A 24,215-nucleotide genomic window follows, 5' to 3' on the forward strand; every position below is an offset into this window, starting at 1 on the left:
GATGGCTCTGCCAGCAAAAAATCTGCTTTCCAACGAAACCAGTCCCTATCTGTTGCAGCACAAGGATAATCCGGTCCATTGGCGCCCCTGGTCTGCGGCGGCCCTGCAGGAAGCCCGGGAGACGGACCGTCCCATTCTTCTCTCCGTTGGATACGCCGCGTGCCATTGGTGTCACGTGATGGCTCATGAGTCATTCGAGAATCCAAAAGTTGCGGAGGCCATGAACCGGCACTTCGTCAATATCAAGGTGGATCGGGAAGAGCGGCCTGAGATCGATCAGATCTATATGGCGGCCCTGTCTGCGACCGGCGAGCAAGGCGGCTGGCCGCTCACCATGTTTCTCGATTCGGACGGAAACCCGTTCTGGGGCGGCACCTATTTCCCGCCTGAGCAGCGGTATGGCCGGGCTGGCTTCCTCCAGGTGCTCGAGGCGGTCAATGCAGCCTGGAAGAACAAGCGCACCGATCTCCTGAAGAGTGCCACGGCGTTGAAGTCGCATGTCGAGAGTCGGCTCTCCCCCGCTTCCGGTCGCTCCGCCTCCCCTTCTGCGCTACTGGACGATCTTGCGCCGAAAATTCAGCGCATGATCGACATGGAACTGGGCGGCCTTCGCGGTGCCCCCAAATTCCCCAATGTCCCGTTCATGCGCATACTCTGGCTTCATGCGCTTCAATCCGGCGATGTTTCCTCTAAAGAAGCAGTTCTGTTCAGCCTCAAATCCATGCTTTCGGGCGGCATTTACGATCATGTAGGCGGGGGCCTCGCGCGTTATGCGACAGACGATCAATGGATCGTGCCGCATTTCGAGAAAATGCTCTACGACAACGCACAGCTCCTTCGCATGCTGTGCTGGGCGTATGGCGAAACGCAAAATGAATTGTTTCGGTATCGAATCGAAGAAACCGTCGGCTGGCTGCTCCGCGAGATGCGGGACGTGAATGGCGCGTTCATATCCAGTCTGGACGCGGATACTGAAAGCGTTGAGGGGCAAACCTATCTCTGGACGGAAGGAGAGCTCAATTCCGTCCTGGGTGCGGACGGAAATCGCTTTCTGGAAGTCTTCTCGGTCGCTCAACCGGAAGGCTGGGAGGGCGCGCCGATCCTGCATCGTCGTTCGACGCCGGAGTCTCAGGGGCGTGAGACAGAAACCGCGCTGCGCAGCATGCTCGACAGACTGCTTGAAGCCCGCAACTCCCGTGCCCAACCGGGGCGTGACGACAAGATTCTGGTCGACTGGAACGGCCTCACGATCACAGCTCTCGCCGAAGCCGGTCGCACCCTTGGGCGCCGGGACTGGATTGAAGCTGCGCAAACGGCTTTTCGTTTCGTATGCGAATCGATGGATCACGGCCGCCTGCCCCACAGCATCCGCGCCGGGAACCGGGTCTTTCCCGGGCTCACCAGCGATTATGCCTGCATGATTTCCGCTGCAGCGGCGCTTTATCAGGCGACAGGCGATGCAACACTGCTCGCACAGGCAGATGCCTGGCGCACCGTGTTGGATGAATGGCACGCGGATGCTGATGCGACAGGCTATTTTCTGTCCGCTTCAGACGCCGGAGACGTACCCATGCGCATTCGCGGTGATGTGGATGAGGCCATCCCGTCGGCCACCAGCCAGTGCATAGAAGCGCTCCTTGCCCTCTCCGTGCTCCACAACGGCGCTCTCGGCGCCCATCTGGCCCACGTCGTTGAAAAGGCTCTCGGGCGCGCTGCGAGCCAGACCTATGGCCAGGCGGGCACTGTCTATGCTGCGGCTCTGGCGGAAGAACCCATAAAGCTGGTCATGGTTGAACCCGATGCAGAACAGGTTTTTGTTCCGGTAGCGAATCGACATCTGGATCCACGCCGTTTCGACATCGTTCTCTCTGGAGAGAAAGAAGCGATGGAACTGCCCGGCGGTGTCACCGTCGATCCGACACGGAAAGCGGCCTATCTCTGCATCGGCCAGACCTGCCTGCCCCCATTCGACACCGCCAATGCACTGGAAGAGGCGCTGCGCAGAAGGCACTGAGAAGGATTTTATGCTGAACAAAAGATTAAGGCGGCGTCACGGTTTCCGGTGACGCCGCCTTTTAACTGCTGCCAGAACGGCAGATTTCGTCAAACCACCATCAGGTGTTCATCGAATCGAAGAATTCCGAATTGGTTTTGGTCTGCTTGAGCTTGTCGTTAAGGAACTCAATCGCGTCCGTGGTGCCCATCGGAGCCAGGATGCGGCGCAGAACGAAGATCTTCTGGAGATCCTGACGCGCGATAAGGAGGTCTTCCTTACGCGTACCGGACTTGAGAATGTCGATGGCCGGGAAGATACGCTTGTCGGCAACCTTGCGGTCCAGAACGATTTCCGAGTTGCCCGTGCCCTTGAACTCTTCAAAGATCACTTCGTCCATGCGGCTGCCCGTATCGATGAGCGCCGTGGCGATGATCGTCAGCGAACCGCCCTCTTCGATGTTGCGCGCCGCGCCGAAGAAGCGCTTGGGGCGCTGCAGGGCGTTGGCGTCCACACCACCGGTCAAAACCTTGCCGGAAGACGGCACGACCGTGTTGTAGGCGCGGCCAAGACGGGTGATCGAATCGAGCAGAATGACCACGTCGCGGCCATGCTCGACCAGACGCTTCGCCTTCTCGATGACCATTTCGGCAACCTGCACGTGGCGCGAGGCCGGCTCGTCGAAGGTCGAGGAAATAACCTCGCCATTCACCGAGCGCTGCATGTCGGTCACTTCTTCCGGACGTTCGTCGATCAGAAGAACGATCAGGAAGCATTCCGGGTGATTCGAGGTGATCGAATGGGCGATGTTCTGCAGAAGAACCGTCTTACCCGTGCGCGGCGGCGCGACGATCAGGCCACGCTGGCCCTTGCCGAGCGGCGCCACCAGGTCGATCACACGCGCCGACAGGTCTTTCTTCGTCGGATCCTCGATTTCCATGTTCAGCCGCTCATCGGGATAGAGCGGTGTCAGGTTATCGAAGTGGATCTTGTGGCGGATCTTCTCCGGATCCTCAAAATTGATCGTGTTGACCTTGAGAAGGGCGAAATAGCGCTCGCCTTCCTTGGGGCTGCGGATCGGACCCTCGACCGTATCGCCCGTCTTCAGCGAGAAGCGGCGGATCTGGGAGGGGGAGATGTAGATATCGTCCGGACCCGGCAGATAGTTGGCGGTTGCGGAGCGGAGGAAGCCGAAGCCATCCTGCAACACTTCCACGACGCCTTCGCCGATGATCTCGATATCCTGCGTGGAGAGCTTCTTCAAAATCGCGAACATCAGCTCCTGCTTGCGCATGATGCTGGCGTTCTCGACCTCAAGCGATTCTGCGAACGCAATGAGATCGGTCGGCGATTTGCTTTTCAGCTCTTGGAGTTTCATTTCCTGCATGTGCGGACTCTGGAAAGGCAAACAAAAAGATGGGGGTAGGCGTATTTGAAGCCAGCCGGTTTCACTCGGAACGGAAGATGTGCGTGGAACCGGACAAAAAGGAAGGAACCGACTCTTAGCGCCGTCTTGTTCAAAGGGCAAGACGGCATCGCCGGTTCCGCATCAAAGGCAGTCTGTCAAACCCGTATCAGAAGGGTTTGACGATAACAAGCACGACAATCACGATCATCAGAAGCGTCGGCGCTTCGTTCATTATACGCCAATGACGGGCGGGCTTGGTGTTCTGATCAGCCGCAAAGCGGCGAACGGAGGCCGAGAAATAGCCGTGCACGCCCGACATGGCGATAACAAGCGCGATCTTTGCGTGCAGCCAGCCGCCCGAAAAGCCGAAACCGTCCCAGGCCAGCCACAGGCCGAAAACCCAGGTCACGATCATGGCCGGGTTGATGATCAGCCGTAACAGACGCTGCTCCATCACCTTGAATGTCTCGGATTTCTCCGAACCCGGCTCGGCATCCGCGTGATAGACGAACAGCCGCGGCAGGTAGAGCATGCCTGCCATCCAGGCAATCACGGCGATCACATGGATGGCCTTGGCCCAGAGATAGAAACCGGACGGATTGTAGAAAAACAAAAGCGCCGTCAGGCCGATGAAAATCGCCAGCGCCGTGAAGGCCCTGCCCGCAGCTTTTTTGCCGCCCGTGTCACTCGCAGCCATCACTCGGCCTCCCTGATCTGCTTCAGCATGGCTTCTACATGCTCAACCGGCGTCTTGGGCGTGATGCCGTGGCCGAGGTTGAAGATGAAGGGTCCATGTCTCAGGGCGTCCAGAATGGCCGCCACGCCCTCGTGGAGCGCCTCTCCGCCCGCAATCAGCCTCAGGGGGTCCAGATTGCCCTGAACGGCTCCCTCGGCCTGCAGACGGCGCGCTGTGCCCAATGGAACGGTCCAGTCGAGGCCCAGCGCCGTCACGCCCGTCTCCCGGCGATAGCCCGCATAATGCGCGCCCGCGCCCTTGGGAAAGCCGATGATCGGCACATCGGGGTGCTTTTCGCGCACTTTCGCCACGATCCGCGCCATCGGCTTCACGCACCAGCGCTCGAAAGAGAGCTCATCGAGAACACCGGCCCAGGAATCGAAGATCTGAACCGCATCCGCGCCCGCATCGATCTGGCGGATCAGATATTCGGCCGAACAGTCCGCAAGACAGTCGATCAGCGCGGAGAAGGCCTCCGGCTGTTCCAGAGCGAACATGCGGGCCGGCGCCTGGTCCGGCGTTCCATGCCCGGCGATCATGTAAGTCGCCACCGTCCAGGGAGCGCCACAGAAGCCGAGCAGCGTCGTTTCGTCTGGAAGTTCTTTCCGAAGCCGCCGCACCGTCTCGTAGACCGGCGCCAGATGATCATGAAAACCGTCGGTTTCCAGCCTGGCGATGCCGCCGGCGTCGATTGGCGTCAGGAGCGGACCGCGCCCTTCCTCGAAGCGCAGATCGCGTCCGAGGGCATGAGGCACGACGAGAATGTCGGAAAACAGGATCGAAGCGTCGAAGTTGAAACGCCGGATCGGCTGTAGGGTCACTTCCACGGCCAGATCGGGATTGTAGCAGAGATCCAGGAACCCACCGGCGTGTTTCCGGGTTTCCCGGTATTCCGGCAGATATCGCCCTGCCTGGCGCATCATCCATACGGGAGGCGGAAACACCGTCTCGCCTCTAAGCACGTCGAGGATTTTTCGCTGCCCCATCAGGATGCTCCACAGTCAGGATTCAAAAGATAATTACAGATCTGAAGATTCTTCTGATTCTTAGACTCTGTTTGTAATGTGGATTCAAATCTGTCCACGGTTTCGCGCATCGCCCCTTCGGTCTTATTGCCGCGCCCCATGGCAATGCACATCTTCAGAAGAACGGGGATAATGCGGATTCAGCACGCAGATTCAATAGGCTGAGCCAATTTCGTTTTTCCGCGTGTGGTGGACAATGAAGGAAGGTTCGGGGATTGTCGATTGTTCTCCACATGGGCGCATCACAATTCACACCGGGCTGATCTGTGGAAGACTCTATGGACTTATCCAGAGGCGCGGCCTCGCCATTTTTTTGAGCCCGCGTTATCAACAATCATCCACATGGCGGGGCAGAAAACCGTGCAACAGCCGCAGCGCTTCTTCCATCTTCACATGATTTCTGATGCGACCGGAGAGACTCTTCTGGCCGCTGGACGCGCCGCAGCCGCGCAATACAAGGATGCGCGGGCGATCGAGCACATCTACCCGCTGATTCGAAATGAGAAGCAGCTGGCCCGCGTGCTCGATGAAGTGGAGCGCGAGCCGGGCATTGTTCTCTACACAGTGGTGGATCAGAAACTCGCCCGGCAGGTGGATGAAAGCTGTGCCGCGCTCGGCCTGCCCTGCGTTTCCGTGCTCGAACCGGTGCTGATGGTTTTCCAGTCCTATCTGGGAACACCCGCCGGACGGCGCATGGGCGCGCAGCATGTGCTGGATGCGCAGTATTTCCACCGCATCGAAGCGCTCAATTTCACCATGGAGCATGATGACGGGCAGCTTCCGCTGAACATTGAAGATGCGGACGTTGTGCTTGTGGGTATCTCCCGCACATCCAAGACGCCCACCAGCATCTATCTGGCGAACCGCGGTGTGAAGACCGCCAATGTTCCAATCGTTCTGGACATGAAGCTTCCCGAAGCGCTGGCAGAGGCCAGGCGGCCGCTGATCGTGGGCCTCGTTGCTTCCGCCGAGCGCATTTCACAGATTCGCCAGAACCGCATTCTGGGCTCTGTGGATGAAACAGCCTTCAATCCCTATACGGATCGCGCAACAATCTCGCGCGAGATTGCCTATGCGCGCCAGCTTTGCAGCCGGCATGGCTGGCCGGTGATCGACGTTTCGCGCCGGTCCATTGAAGAAACCGCAGCCGCCATTCTCGCATTGTATGCGAAGTCACGAGAAAACAGAGGGTGACACCATGACAGACAAGCCCGCCATCATCCTGGCGTCGGGAAGCGCCTTTCGTCAGAAAATGCTGCGCGATGCCGGCGTCACGTTTCGCGTCGAACGGTCCGAGATCGACGAGCGCGCTGTGGAAAACACGCTGGAAGGAAGCGGCGCGGATCCTGAAACCGTCGCCCAGGTGCTTGCCGAAGCCAAGGCCGTGGACGTTTCCGAGCGCTCCCCCGGCGCGCTTGTCATCGGTGCGGACCAGACCCTGTCGCTCGGTGATGAAGTCTTCCACAAGCCAGCAGACATGGAAGGCGCGCGCCGGCATCTTCTGAAACTTTCGGGCCGCACCCATCAGCTCAACAGCGCCGTCGTCATCGCGCGTGATGGCGAGGTGATCTGGCGGCATGTGGGCATTGCGCGCCTCACCATGCGCGATCTCGATCCCGCTTTCATCGGGCGTCATCTTTCCAGTGTGGGCGAAAACGCCCTGCACAGCGTAGGCGCTTATCAGATCGAAGGTGAAGGCATTCAGCTTTTCGAAAAGATCGAAGGCGACACCTTCACGATTGTCGGCCTGCCGCTCCTGCCGCTTCTGGCCGAGCTGCGCACGCTGGGGGCGATCGATGGCTGATATTCACGCCTTCGTCTGCGGGCATCCCATCGCGCATTCCCGCTCGCCGCTCATTCATGGCTACTGGCTTCATAAGCACGGCATCGCCGGCAGCTATGAAAAGCTGGATGTCGCACCGCTCGATTTTCCGGCGTTTCTCGCTGGCCTGTCATCTTCCGTATATGCCGGTGGCAACGTCACCCTGCCCCACAAAGAAGCAGCCTTTCAGGGTGTCGATCAGTGCGACGAGGCGGCCGAGATGATCGGCGCCGTCAACACGCTGTGGTTCGAGGGTGGAAAACTCATCGGCGGAAACACGGACGCCTATGGTTTTTCTGCAAATCTGAGCGCCATTGCTCCCGGCTGGACGTCTGGCGAGACCGCCGTGGTGCTGGGTGCAGGCGGTGCGGCGCGCGCCATCATCCACGCCATCCAGAAGGCCGGCTACCGCAAGATTCGCGTGGTCAATCGCACCATTGAGCGGGCCGAGGAGCTGGCGCAGCGTTTCGGAACGGGCGTCAGCGCCCATGGCTGGGACGCGCTTCCGGCACTTCTGTCCGATGCGCATCTTCTGGTGAACACGAGCGCGCTCGGCATGACCGGGAAACCGCCGCTGGAGATTTCGCTCGATCCAATGCCTGAAGGCGCGGTCGTCAGCGACATTGTCTATGCGCCGCTCAAGACGGACCTGCTTGCCGCCGCCGAGGCGCGCGGGCTCACGCCGGTCGACGGGCTGGGCATGCTGCTGCATCAGGCCGTGCCCGGTTTCGAGCGCTGGTTCGGCATGCGGCCAGAGGTCACCGGGGCCCTGCGCACGCATGTTCTGTCCGATGGAGAACAGGTGTGACAGTCATTCTCGGCCTCACCGGCTCCATCGGCATGGGGAAATCCACAACCGGCCGCATGTTTGTGGAAGAAGGCGTGCCGGTGCACGATTCCGATGCAGCGGTTCACAGGCTCTATGCGGGTGCGGCTGCACCGCTCATCGAGGCGCGTTTCCCCGGAACCGTTGTTAACGGCGCGGTGGATCGTGAACGACTGGCCAGGGCCGTTTTGGGGAAACCCGAAGCCTTCAAGGCGCTGGAAGAGATCATCCATCCACTGGTGCGTCAGGATGCAGACGCGTTCGTTGCCGAAAACAGGCAAAAGGGAACGCCCATTGTCGTGCTCGACATTCCGCTCCTGTTCGAAACGGGCGGTGAGGATCGTGTTGATCGCATTGTTGTCGTCACTGCGCCGGCTGAAGAGCAGCGCAGCCGGGTTCTGTCACGCCCCGGCATGACGGAAGAAAAGTTCGCCGCGATCCTTGCCCGTCAGGTGCCGGATGCGGAAAAGCGCGCGCGCGCCGACTTCATCATCGACACGGGCAATGGGATGGAAGCGGCGCGCGATGCCGTGAAATCGGTGATCGCAGCACTTTCCCCAGCCGAAACACCATCCCCATAAGGCCATGCTTGCGTCACCCGCATCGGGTGCGCATGTTGCTCACGAACTGGCGCTCTGGAGCGAATGAATGCGCGAAATCGTTTTCGATACGGAAACTACGGGTCTCGACAACAATCTGGATCGGGTGATCGAGATCGGCTGTGTCGAGCTGGACAACCGTTTTCCCACGGGGCGTTTCCTGCATCACTACATCAATGCGCAGGGCCGTTCGGTTCACCCGGAGGCGCAGGCGGTTCACGGAATTTCCGATGCCGATCTGGCCGATAAGCCGGTGTTTGGCGCGGTTCTGCAAGAATTTCTGGAATTCATCGACGGCGCAAAGCTGGTCGCCCACAATGCGAACTTCGATATCGGCTTCATCAATGCCGAATTCGACCGGCTGGGCGTTCCCCCGGTGGAGCCCTCGCTTGTGGTCGATACGCTGGCCATCGCGCGGCGCAAACACCCGATGGGGCCGAATTCGCTCGATGCGCTGTGCCGTCGCTATGGCATCGACAACAGCCGCCGCACCAAGCACGGCGCTCTCCTCGACGCCGAACTTCTCGCCGAAGTCTATATCGAGCTGATCGGCGGCAAGCAGGCCGCTCTTGGTCTGGAGATTTCAGGCGGTGGCGACAAAGCGGGCGAAAGCGCGCTGGCCGCTTCGGTCACCCTCTCGGCGCGACCGACTCCCCTTCCCCCGCGCATCAGCGAGGAAGAGCGCGCCGCTCATGAGGCGCTGGTCGAAAAGCTCGGCGAGAAATCGCTCTGGCACAATCTGCGCGCCTGAGGTCAGGCAGCTTTTCCGGAAAATTCCGGCTTTCTCCGAAAATCGAAAAAACCTGCGCCAGAAATGATGCGCCAGAAATGATTCGGGGCGGCGCCCGAAAGCGCCACCCCGAAAAAAACTCAGAAAATCTGGCTGGATCAGGAAACCTGAACCTGGCCCTTTGCCTGTTCCTCGGCAACGCGCTGCTGGAACATGCGGGCAAAGTCGATCGGGTCGATCATCAGCGGCGGGAAGCCACCGGCGCGGGTTGCGTCGGCGATGACCTGACGTGCGAACGGGAAGAGCAGACGCGGGCACTCGATGAAGAGAACCGGCAGCATGTGCTCCTGCGGGAAACCGGCAACGCGGAAGACACCGCCATAAACCAGCTCTACGTTGAACAGCACCTTGCCTTCGGCTTCTGCCTTGGCGTTGAGCGTCAGCACGACGTCATAGTCGGTCTCGCCAAGCGGGTTGGCGTTGACATTGACGTTGATGTTGATTGCCGGAGCTTCCGAACGACCGCGCAGAGACTGCGGAGCGCCCGGGCTTTCGAAGGAAAGATCCTTCACATACTGGGTCAGAACGTTCAGTGCGGGCTGTGCGCCGTTGCCGGCCTTTGCCGCTTCGTTCGCGCCTGCAGTGTTTTCTTCTGGTTTCTTGGCCATGCGTGTTCTTCCTCAAGCGTGGTTGGCAGCCGCGCGGCTCCCCGAAAATAATTGTTTGCTCGCTAGCATGGGCTTTGGCGCATGACAAGGCGCGGCGGGGTCGCGGGACGGTCCGCTTTAGTCGCGATCGGGTCCGCGCCAGGGCGAATTATCGTTCGGTTCGTCGCTGTAATCGTCTGCCGAAAGATCAATTGTGTGCGGCCCGGTGTCGCGTCGATAGGGGTTTTGGCGCTGTGCGCCGGCGCCTGCCGCCCCGCCCATGACGACGATCCGGCTGCGCAGGAATTTCCAGCCGATGTCGCGGATTGCCGGAATAAACAGGAGGAAACCGAGCGTATCGGTGATGAAACCGGGCGTGAGAAGAAGCACGCCGGCCACCATGATCATCATGCCATGCACGAGATCGCGGCCGGGCACGCCGCCCTCATTCATCGTTTCCTGAATGCGGCGAACGACGCCAAACCCCTGAATTCTCAGAAGGATGGAGCCTGTCACGGCTGTTATCAGAACCAGCGCCAGCGTGGGGAACACGCCGATCTGGCTGCCGACAACGACGAACATGGCGATCTCGCCCAACGGGATGGCGAGAAGGAGGAAGGGAACAATCGAAAATCGCACGAACTTGTTAGCCTTGTTGCCTGTTTAAGCGGATTCTGACCGTTCCATGCTGGCCAGTGGGGAAAACATAGGTATTCTGACCGAAAATTTGAATGATGGCGGTCTGCGTTCTATATGATTTCCGGTAAGGACGGGGTGCCGTCGCCTCTGCACCTGGCCTGAGCCGGCAGGTGCTGCGGAACACAGTGGCTCGTTTGGCTGGACGTTATGGAATTCTTCGATTTCGGCACGATTTTCTTTCTGATTGCCGCTGTGGTGATCTTCTTTCAGCTGCGCAATGTGCTCGGCCGGCGTACGGGCAATGAACGTCCGCCCTTTGATCCCTACACCGCAGGGCGCAGGTCTTCCAGCGAAGAAAAGTCCGGCGACGGCGAAAACGTGGTCTCCCTGCCGCGCCGCAAGGGCGCTCCGGAACCCGACCTGACCTATGCCGATATCGACAAGGCCGCCAAGCCGGGCAGCGAATTGAACAAGGGCATGCGCGCCATTCGCGACGCCGACGCCTCGTTCGCGCCCAAGAGCTTCGTCGAAGGCGCGAAGATGGCCTATGAGATGATCGTCATGGCCTATGCCGATGGCGACCGCCGCACCCTCAAGAACCTGCTTTCGCGCGAGGTTTATGAAGGTTTCGTCGCTGCAATCGACGAGCGTGAGAAGCGCAACGAGAAGATCGAATCCTCGTTTGTCGGCATCGACAGCATGGATATCGTCGCCGCCGAGATGAAGGGTTCGGAAGCCCATGTCACGCTGCGCATCGTCAGCGAGCTCATCTCCGCCACCCGTGACGGGTCCGGAGAGGTGATCGACGGCGATCCCGAGACCGTGGCCGAAGTCAAGGATGTGTGGACCTTCGCGCGCGACAGCCGTTCCCGCGACCCCAACTGGAAGCTCGTCGCCACCGAAGCCGAGGATTGATCCTTGCCGGGCGGAGCGTCGTGCATGGCCGCGCAGTCTGCGGCGCTTTCGCCATCCCTTGAGAGGGTTTCGTTCAGCGACATGCCAGGCTGGCGGGAAGACAAGGTTCTTTCCGCCTTTCGTGCATTTGCCCGTTCCGCCAGGCGCGTTGCCGTAAAGCCCTATCGCACGGGCGCTCTGGGCATCGCGCTTTCCGCCTTCGCTCCCGCTCACAAAGCGGCACTGGCCATGCCCGACGCCGATGAAGCATCGGCCCGGGCATTCTTCGAAGAACATTTCATTCCCTGCCATATCCGCGCTGAAGACGGCGGTTCCGGTTTTGTGACCGGCTATTACGAGCCGGAGGTTGAGGCCTCGCGCGAAAGGACCGAGCGCTTCTGCGTGCCGCTCTACCGGCGTCCCGACGATCTGGTGGATGTGGATGATGAGAACCGCCCCGCCGGGCTCGATCCCTATTTTGCGTTTGCCCGGAAAACGGACAGCGGCCTTGTGGAGTATCACGACCGCGGCGCAATTGACCGTGGCGCGCTGGACGGGCGTGGTCTGGAACTCGTCTGGCTCGACAACAGGGTCGATGCCTATTTCATCCATGTTCAGGGTGCGGCAAGGCTGCGGTTTGAGGATGGATCCGTCATGCGGGTCACCTATGCCGCGAAGTCGGGTCACTATTTTACGGGCGCCGGAAAGGTGCTCATCGAGCGCGGCGCGCTTTCTCCGGAAACGGTCACAATGCAGAGCATTCGGGGCTGGTTTTCGGAAAATCCGGAGCGAATTGACGAAATTCTCTGGCAAAACCGCTCTTTCATCTTTTTCCGCGAAACCGATGCGGGAGCGCCGGAACTTGGTCCCGTGGCAGCCGCCAAGGTGCAGCTCACGCCGGGACGCTCGATCGCCGTCGACCGGCTGTTGCATACATTCGGGACCCCGTTCTTCATCCATGCGCCGGAACTCGATGTGGTCGATGGCCGGCCATTCCGCCGCCTGATGATCGCGCAGGATACGGGCTCGGCGATCACCGGACAGGCGCGGGCCGATCTCTTCATCGGCAGCGGTGCTGCGGCGGGCGAGATCGCCGGTGTTATCCGCCACAGAGCGGATTTTTATGCGCTGGTTCCCAGAGCGCTTGTGGAAGGCTGAGCAATGACCAGCCACACGCCGAAACGTCTGAGTATGGAAGACCGCATTCTGTGGAACCGCGTGGCGCGGACCACGGAACCGCTCAAGGGCAAGTTTCTTGAAGAAACGGCAGAGCCCGATGACGACACGATGGCCGAGCTTTCGCGCCTGGTGGCGCAGGACACATCGCGGCCTGCTGCGACATCCAGCAGTTCCGGCAAGGCTTCGCCTGCTCCGGTCAAGGCGCATCCGACCCGTCCCATCGACAAGCCGACCCATACCAAGATTGCCCGTGGCCGGCTTGTTCTGGAGGGGCGCGTGGATCTTCACGGGCTGACCCAGTCGGAAGCGCACAGCCTGCTTCTCTCCTTCCTGAACCGCGCCCATGCGGAGGGCATGCGCCATGTTCTGGTGATTACCGGCAAGGGCGCATCGTTCGGCAGTGATGGCGTGCTGCGCCGCGCCCTGCCGCGCTGGCTTGCAACACCGCCCTTCTCCGGCCTGGTGAGCGGGATCGACGAGGCAAGCCGGCGTCATGGCGGCGGCGGCGCGTTCTATATCCGCCTGAAGCGCAGGCACAGGAGCGGCATGTGACCCCGCTTGGCGAGAAAATCCGCGAGCTGCGGCGTGAGCGCGGGGTGAGCCAGAAGGAAATGGCGGCGGCCATCGGCGTCAGCGCGGCCTATCTTTCTTCTCTGGAGCACGGTCGCGCCAGCCCACCCAACTGGGCGATGGTTCAGAAGATCATCGGTTTTTTCAACGTGATCTGGGATGAGGCGGACGAGTTGCAGCGGATCGCCGAGCTTTCACACCCGCGCGTCGTGGTGGACACGGCGCATCTTTCGCCCTGTGCAACGGAACTCGCAAACCTTCTGGCGGCGCATATCGCTTCTCTGAAGGATGGCGAGATCAAGGTGCTTCTGAAGCAGTTGAAAGCCGTCACCGGCGACCGGGCGACGGACGGGACATAAGATTCTGATGGTTCAGGAATCCTGGAAAAGCGCCTTCAGCTCATCCAGCTTCTCGTTCACCAGCCAGCCATAATAGTTCTCTTCCGGAAGCTTGACCCGCTGGCCTTTGGCCCGGCGGACGCGGTTTTCCGCTGCCAGACGCGCGGCGCGTGCTTCCGGATTGCCGAGATTGTAGAGCGTGGCGGTGATGCCGGGGTTCTTCGAAATGTCGAAATCGGCAATCTGCCTGTAGGCGGCGATGGACTTCTTCACCGTCGCGGCCACATAGGCGAGCGATTTATCCGGGTCCATGATCGTCTGGTAGACTTCCTGCGGGTTGGTGTGGCTGATCTGGCGGAAGCCGGAAACCCTGTTCACCGTGTCGGTCATCTTGAGGGCGGTCAGCGGATTGAGCTGACCGATGCCGAAGGTCTGGCCTGCATAGAAAGGCTGGAAGAAAACGGCCCCGAACCGGTCGTTCGGCCATTTCTTGCCGTCGACGGATTTGCCGCGGAACGATTTGTCCCAGACGGCTTCGCGGCACGACCAGACGTCGTAGCTGCCCTTTTCCTTTTCGCAGTCGGCGAATTCGGGCCGTTCCACGAACTGGCCGACTGTCTCACCGCCATAGGAGAAGGAGAAATCGCTTTTCAGATAAGAGACCGCCTTCACATAATAGGTCTGGAGGCGGTCATAGGCGTCTACATTGTAGGTGTGCTCACCGACGATGGCGCCGACCATGTGAACGGGATCGATGTTGTATCGGGATGAAATGGAGCGGATCTTGGAAACAAGCCCGCCATCGGTTTTCAGAAGCTGGTAGACCTTGCCATATTTGGCTTCATAGGTGGTCTGGGCCGACTTCGTGCGCTTGGCCGAAACACCGGGCACCGGGGGCTGTTTGGCGTTCCGGTTTCCTTCGGGAACGAGTTTGGCCGCGGAAACGGGAAGTGTTCCGACGCAGAAGAAGCCGAGGCAAATGCCTATAACCAGTCGTGCCCGTGGTGCCATGTCGCGCTGCTTGCGCCCCCTGCGTGGTTCTGACTTTTTTGGATTATCGGCAAATTAGGCAAAGCTACCGACCAAGTCGAGAGGCATTCGCGGCCCGACAATCATCACGCCCCGACCGCGGCAGAGATGTCACACTTGCTTATATGCGGGCCTCTTATGCGCCCCTCTTATGCGCCATGCCCCGCCGGTTCTGAACCGGCGGGGCATGGGACGGGGAATGGGCAGATTTCGGAACTGTACGGGGTCTTCAGAGGATGAAGCGTGACAGGTCCGTGTTTTTGGCGAGGTCGCCGACATTCTTGTCGACATAGGCCGCGTCGATGGAAAGCTCGGTTCCCGAACGATCCGGTGCGTTGAACGAGATCTCGTCGAGCACGCGTTCCATCACCGTCTGCAGCCGGCGTGCGCCGATGTTCTCGACGCTGGCGTTCAGATCGACGGCAATGGCCGCCAGACGGTCGATGGCGTCGTCGGTGAAGTTCAGCGAAACGCCTTCGGTTTCCATCAGCGCCACATACTGCTTGATGAGGCTCGCCTCGGTTTCTGTCAGGATGCGGCGGAAATCGTCTTTTTCCAGCGCGCGCAGCTCGACGCGGATCGGCAGACGGCCCTGAAGCTCCGGCAGAAGATCCGAAGGCTTGGAGACGTGGAACGCGCCGGAGGCGATGAACAGGATGTGGTCGGTTTTGACCGGACCGTATTTGGTCGCAACCGTCGTGCCTTCCACGAGTGGAAGCAGGTCGCGCTGCACGCCTTCGCGCGAAACGCCGGCGCCCGCACCGTTCTCACGGTTGGCGATCTTGTCGATTTCGTCGAGGAAAACGATGCCGTCATTCTGCGCCGATTCCAGGGCCCGCTGGGTGACTTCTTCCTCATCGAGAAGCTTGTCGGACTCGTCGGCGATCAGAAGTTCGTAGGACTCCTTCACGGTCGTCTTGCGCAGCTTGGTCGGCTTGCCGCCCATGGCCTTCTGGAGCATGTCGTTGATGTTCAGAACGCCGATATTCGCGCCGGGCATGCCGGGCATTTCAAAACCGGGCATGCCGCCGCCGGAATCGGAGACTTCCACCTCGATTTCCTTGTCGTCCAGCTCGCCATTGCGCAGCTTCTGGCGGAAACTGTCCTTGGTGGCGGGGCTGGCGGTCTTCCCGACCAGCGCTTCAAGAACGCGCTCTTCGGCGTTCATGTGGGCGCGGGCCTTCACGTTCTCGCGCATCTTTTCACGCACGAGACCGATGGAGACCTCCACCAGATCGCGGATGATCTGCTCCACATCGCGGCCGACATAGCCGACCTCGGTGAACTTGGTGGCCTCGACCTTGATGAAGGGCGCGCCGGCGAGCTTTGCCAGGCGACGCGAGATCTCGGTCTTGCCGACGCCGGTGGGTCCGATCATGAGGATGTTCTTCGGCATCACCTCTTCGCGCAGCTCCGGCTCGAGCTGCTGGCGACGCCAGCGGTTGCGCAGCGCAATCGCCACGGCGCGCTTGGCGTCATTCTGGCCGATGATGTAGCGGTCGAGTTCGGAGACGATCTCGCGCGGGGAAAATGTGGTCATGTGTCCGTCTCGTTGTTCGTGTCGTATTGCATGATCAGGTAGTCCCCTGTGCGTCCGGCCAGATGAGGCACCGGCTGGAAGCCGGCCTTTTCATAGGCGCGGACCGCACGCGTGTTCTTGGGGTCCGGATCGATGATGATGTTTCTGCGTTCCGTCTCCAGAAGGTGGCGCACCATCAGCCTCACTGCGGTGCTGCCGATCCCTTTCGAGAGCAGGTCTTTCGCGCCGATGATCAGGTCGACGCCGACTGTATCCGCCGGAAGGTCGTCCACCCACTGATCGATCCCGTCGCGATTGTCCGCCAGAAACCAGTACTGAATGTAGCCGACAGGCCGCCCTTCCAGTTCGATCATGAAGGGGCGCGTCGTGTCGCGTCCCTCGATCATGTCGCGGATCTGGCCCAGCTCGATTTCAGGCTCGCCCCACCATTCGCGTATGTGCGGCTGGCGGAGCCAGTCGAGGAGCACTGGAAAATGATCCGCGGTTACCGGAGAAAGGGCAACCCGGTCTGCCTCATTCGGCGTCAAGGGTTTCCACCACCACATTGTCATTGGTGTAGATGCAGATGGACGCGGCGATCTCCATCGCCTTGCGGGCGATTTCCTCGGCGTCCTTGTCGGTGTCGGCGAGCGCACGCGCGGCAGCAAGCGCATAATTGCCACCGGAGCCGATGGCCATGATGCCCTGCTCGGGCTCCAGCACATCGCCATTGCCGGTAAGCGCCAGGGTGACGCTCTTGTCGGCCACGAGCATCATCGCTTCGAGCCGGCGCAGATAGCGGTCGGTCCGCCAGTCCTTGGCAAGCTCGACGCAGGCGCGCATCAACTGCTCGGGATACTGCTCCAGCTTGGCTTCCAGCCGCTCCAGAAGGGTGAAGGCGTCGGCGGTAGCCCCGGCGAAGCCGGCGATCACATTGCCCTTGCCGATGCGCCGCACCTTGCGCGCATTGCCCTTCATCACGGTGTTGCCCAGGCTGACCTGCCCGTCACCGGCAATCACCACTTTGTCGCCCTTGCGCACAGTGACGATTGTCGTGGCGTGCATGGATTTTTCTTCGCTCATCGCACACTCCTTTTCGCGCCGCCCGAAGAGGCACGGCGCCGTCAGATCGAATATGTAAGTTGATCATTGTGGAATGCAAACGCGCAGATGGATTTGCCATGTCGGTGCCAGGCGCCCTCGCCCTTCGACAAGCTCAGGTTGAGGGCTGTTGTTGCGTTGTGCGGCGGGTCCCTTGAGGGTTTGAATATGGGGGTGAACATGGCAGCACATCGCTACGTCGCGTCACCATCCGTCACATCAATCCTCATGGTGAGCCTCTTGAGCTTGCTGAAAGGCGAACCACGAGGGTGCCTGGCGGGGTGTTGAGCACTTTGCAGATGTGGCGATGATGGGTATTGCGGGCGGAGTTTGAAATCAGGCTCTGCCGGTCTTGGCGTACCGTCTGGGCGGCAACGGTTCTGGTCTTTGGCGGAACATGCTGCTAGAAGGCTGGCCTTCATGCAGCGCAAAGGGACAGACCATGGCTTCCAGCACAACGCGCACCGCCGAAATCAGCCGCAAGACCAATGAAACGGCCATTGCCGTTCGGGTCGAAATCGATGGCGAAGGCCGTTACGACATGGCTACCGGCGTGGGCTTTTTCGACCATATGCTGGAGCAGCTTTCCCGCCATTCGCTGATCGACATGACGGTGAAGGCCGATGGCGATCTGCACATCGACGATCACCACACGGTCGAGGATTGCGGCATCGCGCTCGGCAAGGCCATCTCGGAGGCGCTGGGCGACCGGCGCGGCATCACGCGTTACGCCTCGCTCGATCTCGCGATGGACGAATGCCTGACGCGCGCGGCGATCGATGTTTCGGGCCGCCCCTTCCTCGTCTGGGATGTTGAGTTTCCGACGCAGAAGATCGGCACGTTCGACACCGAACTGGTGCGCGAGTTCTTCCAGGCCCTTTCCCAGAATGCCGGCATCACACTGCATGTGACCAATCATTACGGCGCAAACAGCCACCACATTGCCGAGACCTGCTTCAAGGCGGTGGCGCGGGTGCTGCGTACGGCCTGCGAAGCCGATCCGCGCCAGCTTGATGCAGTCCCCTCCACCAAGGGCAGCCTGAAGGGATAAGCCGATGGCAAGCTATGTTGTGATGGAGCCGCCCGAACGCAATCCGGAACAGGCGGTTCTGGTGCGCGACGGCTTTGCGATCCTGGCGTTCATTGCGCCGTTCCTCTGGTTCCTGTGGCATCGCATGTGGCTGGAAGCGCTGGCTGCGGTTGCCGCCGCGCTGCTGCTCGGCGCGCTTGGCGCGCTGGAGGGCTGGTCGGTTGCGGCAACGGTGGCCTCGCTCTGCCTGTCGCTGTTCTTCGGGCTGGAGGCGCGCAATCTGCGGGTCTCCATGCTGAAGCGGCGCGGCTGGCATGAATGGGGCGTTGTCGACGCCGACAATCGCGACGAGGCGGAAACCCGTTTCATGGCGGAACTGGTGTTTGCCGACGATGAAGCGCGGCAGGAAACGCCATCCCCTGCCCTCACCGACAGACCCGCACCGGCCAAGGGCTTCGGCCGTGGCAGCGAGCCGGCGCTCGGTCTCTTTTCCTATCCTGGAGCGCGCTGACCATGAAGGTTGCGATTATCGATTACGGCTCGGGCAATCTGCGCTCGGCCGCGAAAGCCTTCGAGCGCGCCGCGCGCGAAAGCGGCATCGGGGCCGAGATTTCAGTTACGGCGGATGCGGATGCGGTGCGCGCCGCAGACCGGATCGTGCTTCCCGGCGTGGGCGCTTATGCCGATTGCCGGCAGGGTCTCAGCGCGGTGCCCGGCATGGTCGAGGCGATCACGGATGTGGCGCTCGAAAAGGGTCGTCCGTTCCTCGGCATCTGCGTCGGCATGCAGCTGATGAGCGAGCGCGGGCTTGAAAAGACGGTGACCGAGGGGCTCGGCTGGATCGCCGGAGACGTGGTGGAAATGACCCCGTCCGACCCGGAATTGAAGATTCCGCAGATCGGATGGAACACGATTCACGTGAAACATTCGCATCCCCTGTTCGATGGAATCCCCACCGGAGAGGACGGTTTGCACGCCTATTTCGTGCATTCCTATCATTTCGCGGCGCGCAATGAGGCCGAGATTCTGGCCACCACCGACTATGGCGGGACGATCACGGCGGCCGTTGCGCGGGACAATCTGGTGGGCACGCAGTTCCACCCTGAAAAGAGCCAGGCGCTTGGCCTGGCCCTGATCGCAAACTTCCTGCGCTGGAGGCCCTGATGACGGTTTCGACCAAAAAAGGCTACTGGATCGCGATGGTCGATATCGCCGATCCGGAAGGGTACAAGAAGTATATCGAAGCCAATGCGAAGGCTTTTGAGAAATACGGTGCGAAATTTCTCGCCCGTGGCGGGCAGCATACCGCGCCCGAAGGCCCTGCCGGCGACCGGCAGGTGATCATCGAATTCAGCTCCTATGAGCAGGCGCTTGCCTGCTACAACTCGCCGGAATACCAGCACGCGCTGGGCATCAGGCGGGATTATTCAACGGCGAAGCTCAGCATTATCGAGGGCGTCTGACACATGATACTTTTTCCCGCCATCGACCTGAAAGACGGCCAGTGCGTGCGGCTCAAGCTGGGCGACATGGACGAGGCGACGGTCTACAACACCGATCCCGCCGCGCAGGCCCGCTCCTTTGAGGAGCAGGGTTTCGAGTGGCTGCATGTGGTCGATCTGAATGGCGCATTCGCCGGCGCAAGCGTGAATGGCGATGCGGTCGAGGCGATCCTCAAGGCGACCAAGAACCCGGTGCAGCTGGGCGGCGGCATCCGCACGCTGGAGCACATCGAGGCGTGGCTCGACAAGGGCCTGTCACGCGTGATCCTCGGCACGGTTGCGGTGCGCGATCCGGCTCTGGTGATCGAGGCCTGCAAGGCGTTTCCGGGCAAGGTTGCCGTCGGCATCGATGCGCGTGGCGGCAAGGTTGCGGTGGAAGGCTGGGCGGAGACCTCGGATCTTTCGGCAATCGAGCTTGCGCGTCGCTTCGAGGGTGCCGGCGTGGCCGCCATCATCTACACGGACATCGACCGTGACGGCGTTCTGACCGGCATCAACTGGGAATCGACCATTGAACTGGCCGACGCCGTTTCCATTCCCGTGATCGCTTCGGGCGGGCTCGCCTCCATTGCCGACATCGTGCGCATGACCATGCCCGATGCGGCGAAGCTGGAAGGCGCGATCTCCGGTCGCGCGCTCTATGACGGCCGCATCGACCCCGCCGAGGCGCTGAAGGTGCTTAAGGGAGAGGCTGCGTGAGCGCTGACGGTCGCCTGAGCCGGGGCACCAAGAGAACCTTCATCGTTCTTCTGGTGGTGATCCTCGTTCTGGCGGCGCTGCCCGTTCTTTCGGTTGTCGCCTCCAGCATCCTTGCCAGCACTTATGGCTGCACGGTTCACGAGGGCTTCAGCAATCCCTGCATGATCGCCGGTGAAGACCGGGGCGACATGCTATATTCCATGTTCGTGATGGGCTGGCTGGGGCTGATAAGCCTGCCCTTCGGCATGGCCGCGCTAATCGCCTGGACAGTGGCGTTGATGATCGCCGTGATCCGGGCCCGCAAGAAGGCGAACCTCGCATGACACTCAAAGCCCGCGTCATCCCCTGTCTCGATGTGAAGGACGGCCGCGTCGTCAAGGGTGTCAACTTCGTCGACCTGATCGACGCCGGCGACCCGGTGGAAGCCGCAAAGGCCTATGACGCCGCCGGTGCCGACGAGCTCTGCTTCCTCGACATCACCGCTTCCAGCGACAACCGCGAAACGATCTTCGACGTGGTGGCGCGCACGGCCGAGCAGTGCTTCATGCCGCTCACCGTGGGCGGTGGCGTGCGCGAGGTTTCCGACATCCGCAAGCTGCTGCTTGCCGGCGCGGACAAGGTGTCGATCAACACGGCGGCGGTGAACGATCCCGAACTGGTGGCGCGCGCCGCCGACAAGTTCGGCAATCAGTGCATTGTCGTTGCCATCGACGCCAAACAGGTTTCCGGCGAAGGCGAGCCGCTGCGCTGGGAAATCTTCACCCATGGCGGGCGCAGGGAAACGGGCATCGACGCCGTCGAATTCGCCCGCAAGGTGGTGGATCTCGGCGCGGGGGAAATCCTGCTCACCTCGATGGATCGCGACGGCACCAAGGCGGGCTACAACATTCCGCTGACCCGCGCCGTGGCCGACGCCGTGCGCGCGCCGGTCATTGCATCGGGTGGCGTGGGCACGCTGGATCATCTGGTGGAAGGTGTTCGCGACGGACATGCGACCGCCGTTCTGGCCGCGTCGATCTTCCATTTCGGCACTTACACGATCGGCGAGGCCAAGGCGCATATGGCGGCTGCCGGCATTCCCATGCGGCTCGATCCCGCGCAGACCCCGGAGCAGGCATGAGCCAGTTCGACCTCACCCGTCTGGAAGCCATCATCGCCGAGCGCGCGCGTTCGGGCGATGAGAACTCGTGGACCGCAAAGCTGTTTGCCAAGGGCACACCGAAGGCTGCGCAGAAGCTTGGCGAAGAAGCCGTGGAAGCGGTGATCGCCGCCGTTTCGCATGATCGCGAAGACCTGATTTCCGAAAGCGCCGATCTCCTTTATCATTGGCTCGTCGTGCTGGCGCTGGAGGGCGTTTCGGTTGATGAGGTGATGGCGGAACTGGAGCGCCGCACCGCGCGCACCGGAATTGAGGAAAAGGCATCCCGAAAGGGATAGATCGTTTCCGCTCTGGGTGGCATCATCCATCGCATGATGGATGGCGACACCGATAAGACAACCATGGCGGCAAGGAAGGGGGCCGCGGACTTCATGGACCAGCTTGTCTCTGGGGAGAACTACTCCCCCTATCGCATTTTCACCGCCGAGAAGTGGGCGAAGTTCCGCGCCGACACGCCGTTGACGCTGACCGAGGACGAGGTGCAGCGCCTGCGCTCGCTGAACGATCCGGTCGATCTGGAAGAGGTGCGGCGGATCTACCTGTCCATGTCGCGGCTCCTTTCGGCGCATGTGGAGGCCACCCAGCTTCTGTTTCGCCAGCGGCAGGTCTTCTTCAATTCCGAAGACGTGGTCAAATCCCCCTTCATCATCGGCATTGCCGGCTCTGTGGCCGTTGGAAAATCGACCACGGCGCGCGTTCTCCAGGAGCTTCTGACCCGCTGGCCGTCGAGCCCGAAGGTCGACCTGGTGACAACGGACGGGTTTCTCTATCCCAACGAGGTCCTGCGACGCGAGAACCTGATGGAGCGCAAGGGTTTTCCCGAAAGCTACGATGTTGGCGCGGTTCTGCGCTTTCTCTCGGCGATCAAGGCCGGTGTGCCGAATGTTCCGGCGCCGCTCTATTCGCACCTCACCTATGACATCCTGCCCGGCGAGTTCCGCACCATCGACCGCCCGGACATCCTGATCTTCGAGGGCATCAACGTTCTGCAGACCCGCGATTTGCCGCAGGATGGCACCGCAATCCCGGTGGTTTCGGACTTCTTCGACTTCTCGATTTATATCGATGCGCCGGAAGACCTGATCCATCAATGGTATGTGGACCGCTTCATGCGGCTGCGCGAAACGGCCTTCCAGAACCCGGAATCCTTCTTCCACCGCTATGCGGCGCTCAAGCCGAGCGCGGCGCTGGCCATTGCCGAGCAGCTCTGGGAGACGATCAACCTGAAGAACCTGCGCGAGAACATTCTGCCGACGCGACCGCGCGCCGATCTGATCCTGCGCAAGGGTGCGGATCACCTGACGGACGAAGTGGCGCTCAGGAAGCTGTGACGCGGCGCAGGGTCAGGTTGATGCGCCCCGGTGCGCTGAGCAGCGTCGAGGTGCCGGGATAGATGCGGTCGACGCCGTGAAAGGCGAGCCGCCCTGCCCCGCCCAGCACCACCACATCGCCGCTTTGCAGCTTGACCGAAACGGTCTTGTCGCCGCGCTTTGCGCCGCCGACGCGAAACAGGCAGGCATCACCGAGTGAAACCGAGACCACGGGTGCGGCGAATTCCTGTTCGTCACGATCCTGATGCAGGCCCATTTTCGCGGTTTCAGCATAGTGATTGACGAGACAGGCCTCCGGCGGAGCCGGGAAATCCGCCACCTCATCCCACAGGGCGAGTAGTCGCGCCGGTATCGGCGGCCATGGTTTTCCGGTCACGGGGTGCGTTTCCTGATAGCGATAACCGCGCTCCCGGTCGGTGACCCAGCCAAGCGGGCCGCAATTGGTCATGCGCACGCTCATTTCCCTGCCGGTTCGCGGCATGACCGGGACGAAAAGCGGTGCCTCGCGCACCACGGCGCGAATGTCTTCAACAAGCGCTTCCTGGGCGGTGCGGTCGAGATAACCCGGCAGATGGCGCACGCCTTCGGTGAGGGTTGGCAATTCAGTCTCCTTACATCTCGAGCACGGTGCATGGTGAGCCGCTGCATTGATGTGGTGCGTGGTTCGACAAGCTCACCATGAGGGATGCAGCGGCCTTGCAGAAAGGTCTGATTCTGCAACATCGCAGATGGGTTTTGCAGGCGTATTTCCACCCTCATGGTGAGCTTGTCGAACCACGCACAACGTCGTTGCCACATGATCGGACACGGCATGTAACCGTGCGATCTCACCCGGGAAACTTACACCCACACAAAAGAAAACGGCGACCCGAAAGCCGCCGTTCCTGTCAGATCGTGCCGGGGGCGCTTATGCCTCGGCGAGGTCGGGAATGCGCAGAACCTGGCCGGGGTAGATCTTGTCCGGGTCATCAAGCATCGGCTTGTTGGCCTCGAAGATCATGGTGTATTTCGCACCCTTGCCCTTGCCGTAATTGGCTTCGGCGATCTTCCAGAGATTGTCGCCCTTCTGGACCGTGTAGAAGACAGGCGCCTTGGCTTCGGCGGCGGCAACCTTGAGCTCGCCTGCTTCCACCTTGGAAATGCCGAGCGTGTTGCCCACGGCCACGACGGCCTTTTCGAAGGCCGACTGGTCAGCGACCTCGCCCTTCAGAACGACCTTGTCCCCTTCAACAACCACGTCGACCTTGTCGGTGCCGAGGCTATGGGAATCGAGTTCCTTCTTCAGTTCGTCTGCTGCCGGCGGCTCCTCGTCCACCACGCCGAGCTTCTTGCCGACGGATTTGACGAAATCGAAAATGCCCATGGATACGTCTCCAGTTTGAGTTGGCGGATATTTGACGTGTAACGGTTGTAGATTTCAACTGTAAAACACTGAATGG

General features: G+C 61.0%; 30 protein-coding genes. 19 read left to right on the forward strand and 11 right to left on the reverse strand.

The features are described 5' to 3' along the window. Nucleotide 1: 1 nt before the first annotated feature. A complete protein-coding gene (locus tag NDI72_RS12825) occupies nucleotides 2–2,014 on the forward strand; it encodes a thioredoxin domain-containing protein (RefSeq protein WP_283800632.1) in 2,013 nt (670 codons plus the stop codon). Nucleotides 2,015–2,114: 100 nt separating this feature from the next. Here NDI72_RS12825 and rho read toward each other — a convergent pair whose 3' ends face one another. From rho to hemE, 3 genes are all read right to left on the reverse strand, one after another. Next, the gene (rho, locus tag NDI72_RS12830; RefSeq protein ID WP_113153616.1) at nucleotides 2,115–3,380 is read right to left on the reverse strand and encodes a transcription termination factor Rho; all 1,266 of its coding nucleotides are present in this window, start codon (nucleotides 3,378–3,380) and stop codon (nucleotides 2,115–2,117) included. 187 nt (nucleotides 3,381–3,567) lie between these two features. Next, nucleotides 3,568–4,098: a protoporphyrinogen oxidase HemJ gene (gene hemJ / locus NDI72_RS12835; protein ID WP_113153617.1), complete on the reverse strand. Its 531-nt coding sequence runs from the start codon at nucleotides 4,096–4,098 to the stop codon at nucleotides 3,568–3,570. Then, nucleotides 4,098–5,123 (reverse strand): uroporphyrinogen decarboxylase, encoded by a 1,026-nt coding sequence (gene hemE / locus NDI72_RS12840; protein WP_206545573.1) that lies wholly within the window; start codon nucleotides 5,121–5,123, stop codon nucleotides 4,098–4,100. The genes hemJ and hemE overlap by 1 nt, the downstream gene beginning before the upstream one ends. Before the next feature lie 399 nt (nucleotides 5,124–5,522). On the opposite strand from hemE, the gene NDI72_RS12845 reads away from it, so the two are divergent. The 5 genes from NDI72_RS12845 to dnaQ all read left to right on the forward strand — a co-directional run bounded on the left by NDI72_RS12845 (nucleotide 5,523) and on the right by dnaQ (nucleotide 9,160). Next, the gene (locus NDI72_RS12845; RefSeq protein WP_206545572.1) at nucleotides 5,523–6,356 is read left to right on the forward strand and encodes a pyruvate, water dikinase regulatory protein; all 834 of its coding nucleotides are present in this window, start codon (nucleotides 5,523–5,525) and stop codon (nucleotides 6,354–6,356) included. A gap of 4 nt (nucleotides 6,357–6,360) precedes the next feature. After that, complete coding sequence (locus tag NDI72_RS12850; protein ID WP_113153619.1) at nucleotides 6,361–6,966, forward strand: Maf-like protein; 606 nt, start codon at nucleotides 6,361–6,363, stop codon at nucleotides 6,964–6,966. Then, nucleotides 6,959–7,792, forward strand: a complete 834-nt coding sequence (locus NDI72_RS12855) for a shikimate dehydrogenase (protein ID WP_283800633.1) — start codon at nucleotides 6,959–6,961, stop codon at nucleotides 7,790–7,792. The genes NDI72_RS12850 and NDI72_RS12855 overlap by 8 nt, the downstream gene beginning before the upstream one ends. Next, nucleotides 7,789–8,391: a dephospho-CoA kinase gene (gene coaE / locus NDI72_RS12860; protein WP_283800634.1), complete on the forward strand. Its 603-nt coding sequence runs from the start codon at nucleotides 7,789–7,791 to the stop codon at nucleotides 8,389–8,391. Before NDI72_RS12855 ends, coaE begins: the two co-directional genes overlap by 4 nt. A gap of 67 nt (nucleotides 8,392–8,458) precedes the next feature. Then, the gene (gene dnaQ, locus NDI72_RS12865) at nucleotides 8,459–9,160 is read left to right on the forward strand and encodes a DNA polymerase III subunit epsilon (RefSeq protein WP_206995461.1); all 702 of its coding nucleotides are present in this window, start codon (nucleotides 8,459–8,461) and stop codon (nucleotides 9,158–9,160) included. Nucleotides 9,161–9,297: 137 nt separating this feature from the next. Here the strand turns inward: dnaQ and secB are convergent, their stop codons facing one another. Next, complete coding sequence (gene secB / locus NDI72_RS12870) at nucleotides 9,298–9,807, reverse strand: protein-export chaperone SecB (protein WP_113153623.1); 510 nt, start codon at nucleotides 9,805–9,807, stop codon at nucleotides 9,298–9,300. Between the two features lie 117 nt (nucleotides 9,808–9,924). Then, complete coding sequence (locus tag NDI72_RS12875; RefSeq protein WP_283800635.1) at nucleotides 9,925–10,425, reverse strand: FxsA family protein; 501 nt, start codon at nucleotides 10,423–10,425, stop codon at nucleotides 9,925–9,927. Nucleotides 10,426–10,632: 207 nt separating this feature from the next. On the opposite strand from NDI72_RS12875, the gene NDI72_RS12880 reads away from it, so the two are divergent. The 4 genes from NDI72_RS12880 to NDI72_RS12895 are packed head-to-tail and all read left to right on the forward strand — an operon-like array spanning nucleotide 10,633 to nucleotide 13,427. Further along, entirely contained in the window at nucleotides 10,633–11,340 is a 708-nt protein-coding gene (locus NDI72_RS12880; RefSeq protein WP_113153625.1) for a Tim44/TimA family putative adaptor protein, read from the forward strand. A 24-nt stretch (nucleotides 11,341–11,364) separates the two neighbouring features. Then, on the forward strand, nucleotides 11,365–12,477 hold the full coding sequence (mltA, locus tag NDI72_RS12885) for a murein transglycosylase A (protein ID WP_283800636.1): 1,113 nt from the start codon (nucleotides 11,365–11,367) through the stop codon (nucleotides 12,475–12,477). A gap of 3 nt (nucleotides 12,478–12,480) precedes the next feature. Beyond that, nucleotides 12,481–13,050, forward strand: a complete 570-nt coding sequence (locus tag NDI72_RS12890) for a Smr/MutS family protein (protein WP_113153627.1) — start codon at nucleotides 12,481–12,483, stop codon at nucleotides 13,048–13,050. Further along, nucleotides 13,047–13,427: a helix-turn-helix domain-containing protein gene (locus NDI72_RS12895; protein ID WP_113153628.1), complete on the forward strand. Its 381-nt coding sequence runs from the start codon at nucleotides 13,047–13,049 to the stop codon at nucleotides 13,425–13,427. Before NDI72_RS12890 ends, NDI72_RS12895 begins: the two co-directional genes overlap by 4 nt. 12 nt (nucleotides 13,428–13,439) lie before the next feature. Here the strand turns inward: NDI72_RS12895 and NDI72_RS12900 are convergent, their stop codons facing one another. From NDI72_RS12900 to hslV, 4 genes are all read right to left on the reverse strand, one after another. After that, nucleotides 13,440–14,417 carry a DUF1402 family protein gene (locus tag NDI72_RS12900; RefSeq protein ID WP_206548087.1) on the reverse strand — a complete coding sequence of 326 codons (978 nt, stop codon included), beginning with the start codon at nucleotides 14,415–14,417 and terminating at the stop codon, nucleotides 13,440–13,442. 247 nt (nucleotides 14,418–14,664) lie between these two features. Continuing rightward, on the reverse strand, nucleotides 14,665–15,975 hold the full coding sequence (gene hslU, locus NDI72_RS12905) for an ATP-dependent protease ATPase subunit HslU (RefSeq protein ID WP_113153630.1): 1,311 nt from the start codon (nucleotides 15,973–15,975) through the stop codon (nucleotides 14,665–14,667). Further along, nucleotides 15,972–16,502: a GNAT family N-acetyltransferase gene (locus NDI72_RS12910; protein WP_283800637.1), complete on the reverse strand. Its 531-nt coding sequence runs from the start codon at nucleotides 16,500–16,502 to the stop codon at nucleotides 15,972–15,974. Before NDI72_RS12910 ends, hslU begins: the two co-directional genes overlap by 4 nt. Further along, nucleotides 16,489–17,037, reverse strand: a complete 549-nt coding sequence (gene hslV, locus NDI72_RS12915; RefSeq protein ID WP_224924912.1) for an ATP-dependent protease subunit HslV — start codon at nucleotides 17,035–17,037, stop codon at nucleotides 16,489–16,491. Before hslV ends, NDI72_RS12910 begins: the two co-directional genes overlap by 14 nt. A gap of 460 nt (nucleotides 17,038–17,497) precedes the next feature. Between hslV and hisB the strand changes: the two genes are divergently transcribed. The 9 genes from hisB (at nucleotide 17,498) to coaA (ending at nucleotide 22,776) form a co-directional block, all read left to right on the forward strand. After that, nucleotides 17,498–18,106, forward strand: coding sequence for an imidazoleglycerol-phosphate dehydratase HisB (gene hisB, locus NDI72_RS12920; protein ID WP_113153633.1), 609 nt, complete (start codon nucleotides 17,498–17,500; stop codon nucleotides 18,104–18,106). A gap of 4 nt (nucleotides 18,107–18,110) precedes the next feature. Then, nucleotides 18,111–18,596, forward strand: a complete 486-nt coding sequence (locus NDI72_RS12925) for a DUF2628 domain-containing protein (RefSeq protein WP_206545565.1) — start codon at nucleotides 18,111–18,113, stop codon at nucleotides 18,594–18,596. Between the two features lie 2 nt (nucleotides 18,597–18,598). Then, nucleotides 18,599–19,249, forward strand: coding sequence for an imidazole glycerol phosphate synthase subunit HisH (gene hisH / locus NDI72_RS12930; RefSeq protein WP_113153635.1), 651 nt, complete (start codon nucleotides 18,599–18,601; stop codon nucleotides 19,247–19,249). Next, entirely contained in the window at nucleotides 19,249–19,548 is a 300-nt protein-coding gene (locus tag NDI72_RS12935; RefSeq protein WP_206545563.1) for a DUF1330 domain-containing protein, read from the forward strand. The genes hisH and NDI72_RS12935 overlap by 1 nt, the downstream gene beginning before the upstream one ends. A gap of 3 nt (nucleotides 19,549–19,551) precedes the next feature. After that, nucleotides 19,552–20,286 (forward strand): 1-(5-phosphoribosyl)-5-[(5-phosphoribosylamino)methylideneamino]imidazole-4-carboxamide isomerase, encoded by a 735-nt coding sequence (gene hisA, locus NDI72_RS12940; protein ID WP_206548088.1) that lies wholly within the window; start codon nucleotides 19,552–19,554, stop codon nucleotides 20,284–20,286. After that, entirely contained in the window at nucleotides 20,283–20,609 is a 327-nt protein-coding gene (locus NDI72_RS12945; protein WP_283800638.1) for a hypothetical protein, read from the forward strand. Before hisA ends, NDI72_RS12945 begins: the two co-directional genes overlap by 4 nt. After that, complete coding sequence (hisF, locus tag NDI72_RS12950; protein ID WP_206545560.1) at nucleotides 20,606–21,406, forward strand: imidazole glycerol phosphate synthase subunit HisF; 801 nt, start codon at nucleotides 20,606–20,608, stop codon at nucleotides 21,404–21,406. The genes NDI72_RS12945 and hisF overlap by 4 nt, the downstream gene beginning before the upstream one ends. Beyond that, complete coding sequence (locus NDI72_RS12955; protein ID WP_206545559.1) at nucleotides 21,403–21,723, forward strand: phosphoribosyl-ATP diphosphatase; 321 nt, start codon at nucleotides 21,403–21,405, stop codon at nucleotides 21,721–21,723. The genes hisF and NDI72_RS12955 overlap by 4 nt, the downstream gene beginning before the upstream one ends. Nucleotides 21,724–21,816: 93 nt before the next feature. Next, complete coding sequence (gene coaA, locus NDI72_RS12960) at nucleotides 21,817–22,776, forward strand: type I pantothenate kinase (protein ID WP_222474050.1); 960 nt, start codon at nucleotides 21,817–21,819, stop codon at nucleotides 22,774–22,776. Here coaA and NDI72_RS12965 read toward each other — a convergent pair. Both NDI72_RS12965 and lysM read right to left on the reverse strand, forming a co-directional pair. Then, on the reverse strand, nucleotides 22,763–23,377 hold the full coding sequence (locus NDI72_RS12965) for an alpha-ketoglutarate-dependent dioxygenase AlkB family protein (protein ID WP_206545558.1): 615 nt from the start codon (nucleotides 23,375–23,377) through the stop codon (nucleotides 22,763–22,765). The two genes, coaA and NDI72_RS12965, sit on opposite strands and share 14 nt — an antisense overlap. Nucleotides 23,378–23,683: 306 nt before the next feature. Next, nucleotides 23,684–24,139 carry a peptidoglycan-binding protein LysM gene (gene lysM, locus NDI72_RS12970; protein WP_206545557.1) on the reverse strand — a complete coding sequence of 152 codons (456 nt, stop codon included), beginning with the start codon at nucleotides 24,137–24,139 and terminating at the stop codon, nucleotides 23,684–23,686. Nucleotides 24,140–24,215 lie beyond the last annotated feature (76 nt).

This window comes from Nitratireductor sp. GZWM139, assembly GCF_030068685.1.
In the GTDB taxonomy this organism is placed as follows: domain Bacteria; phylum Pseudomonadota; class Alphaproteobacteria; order Rhizobiales; family Rhizobiaceae; genus Nitratireductor; species Nitratireductor aquimarinus.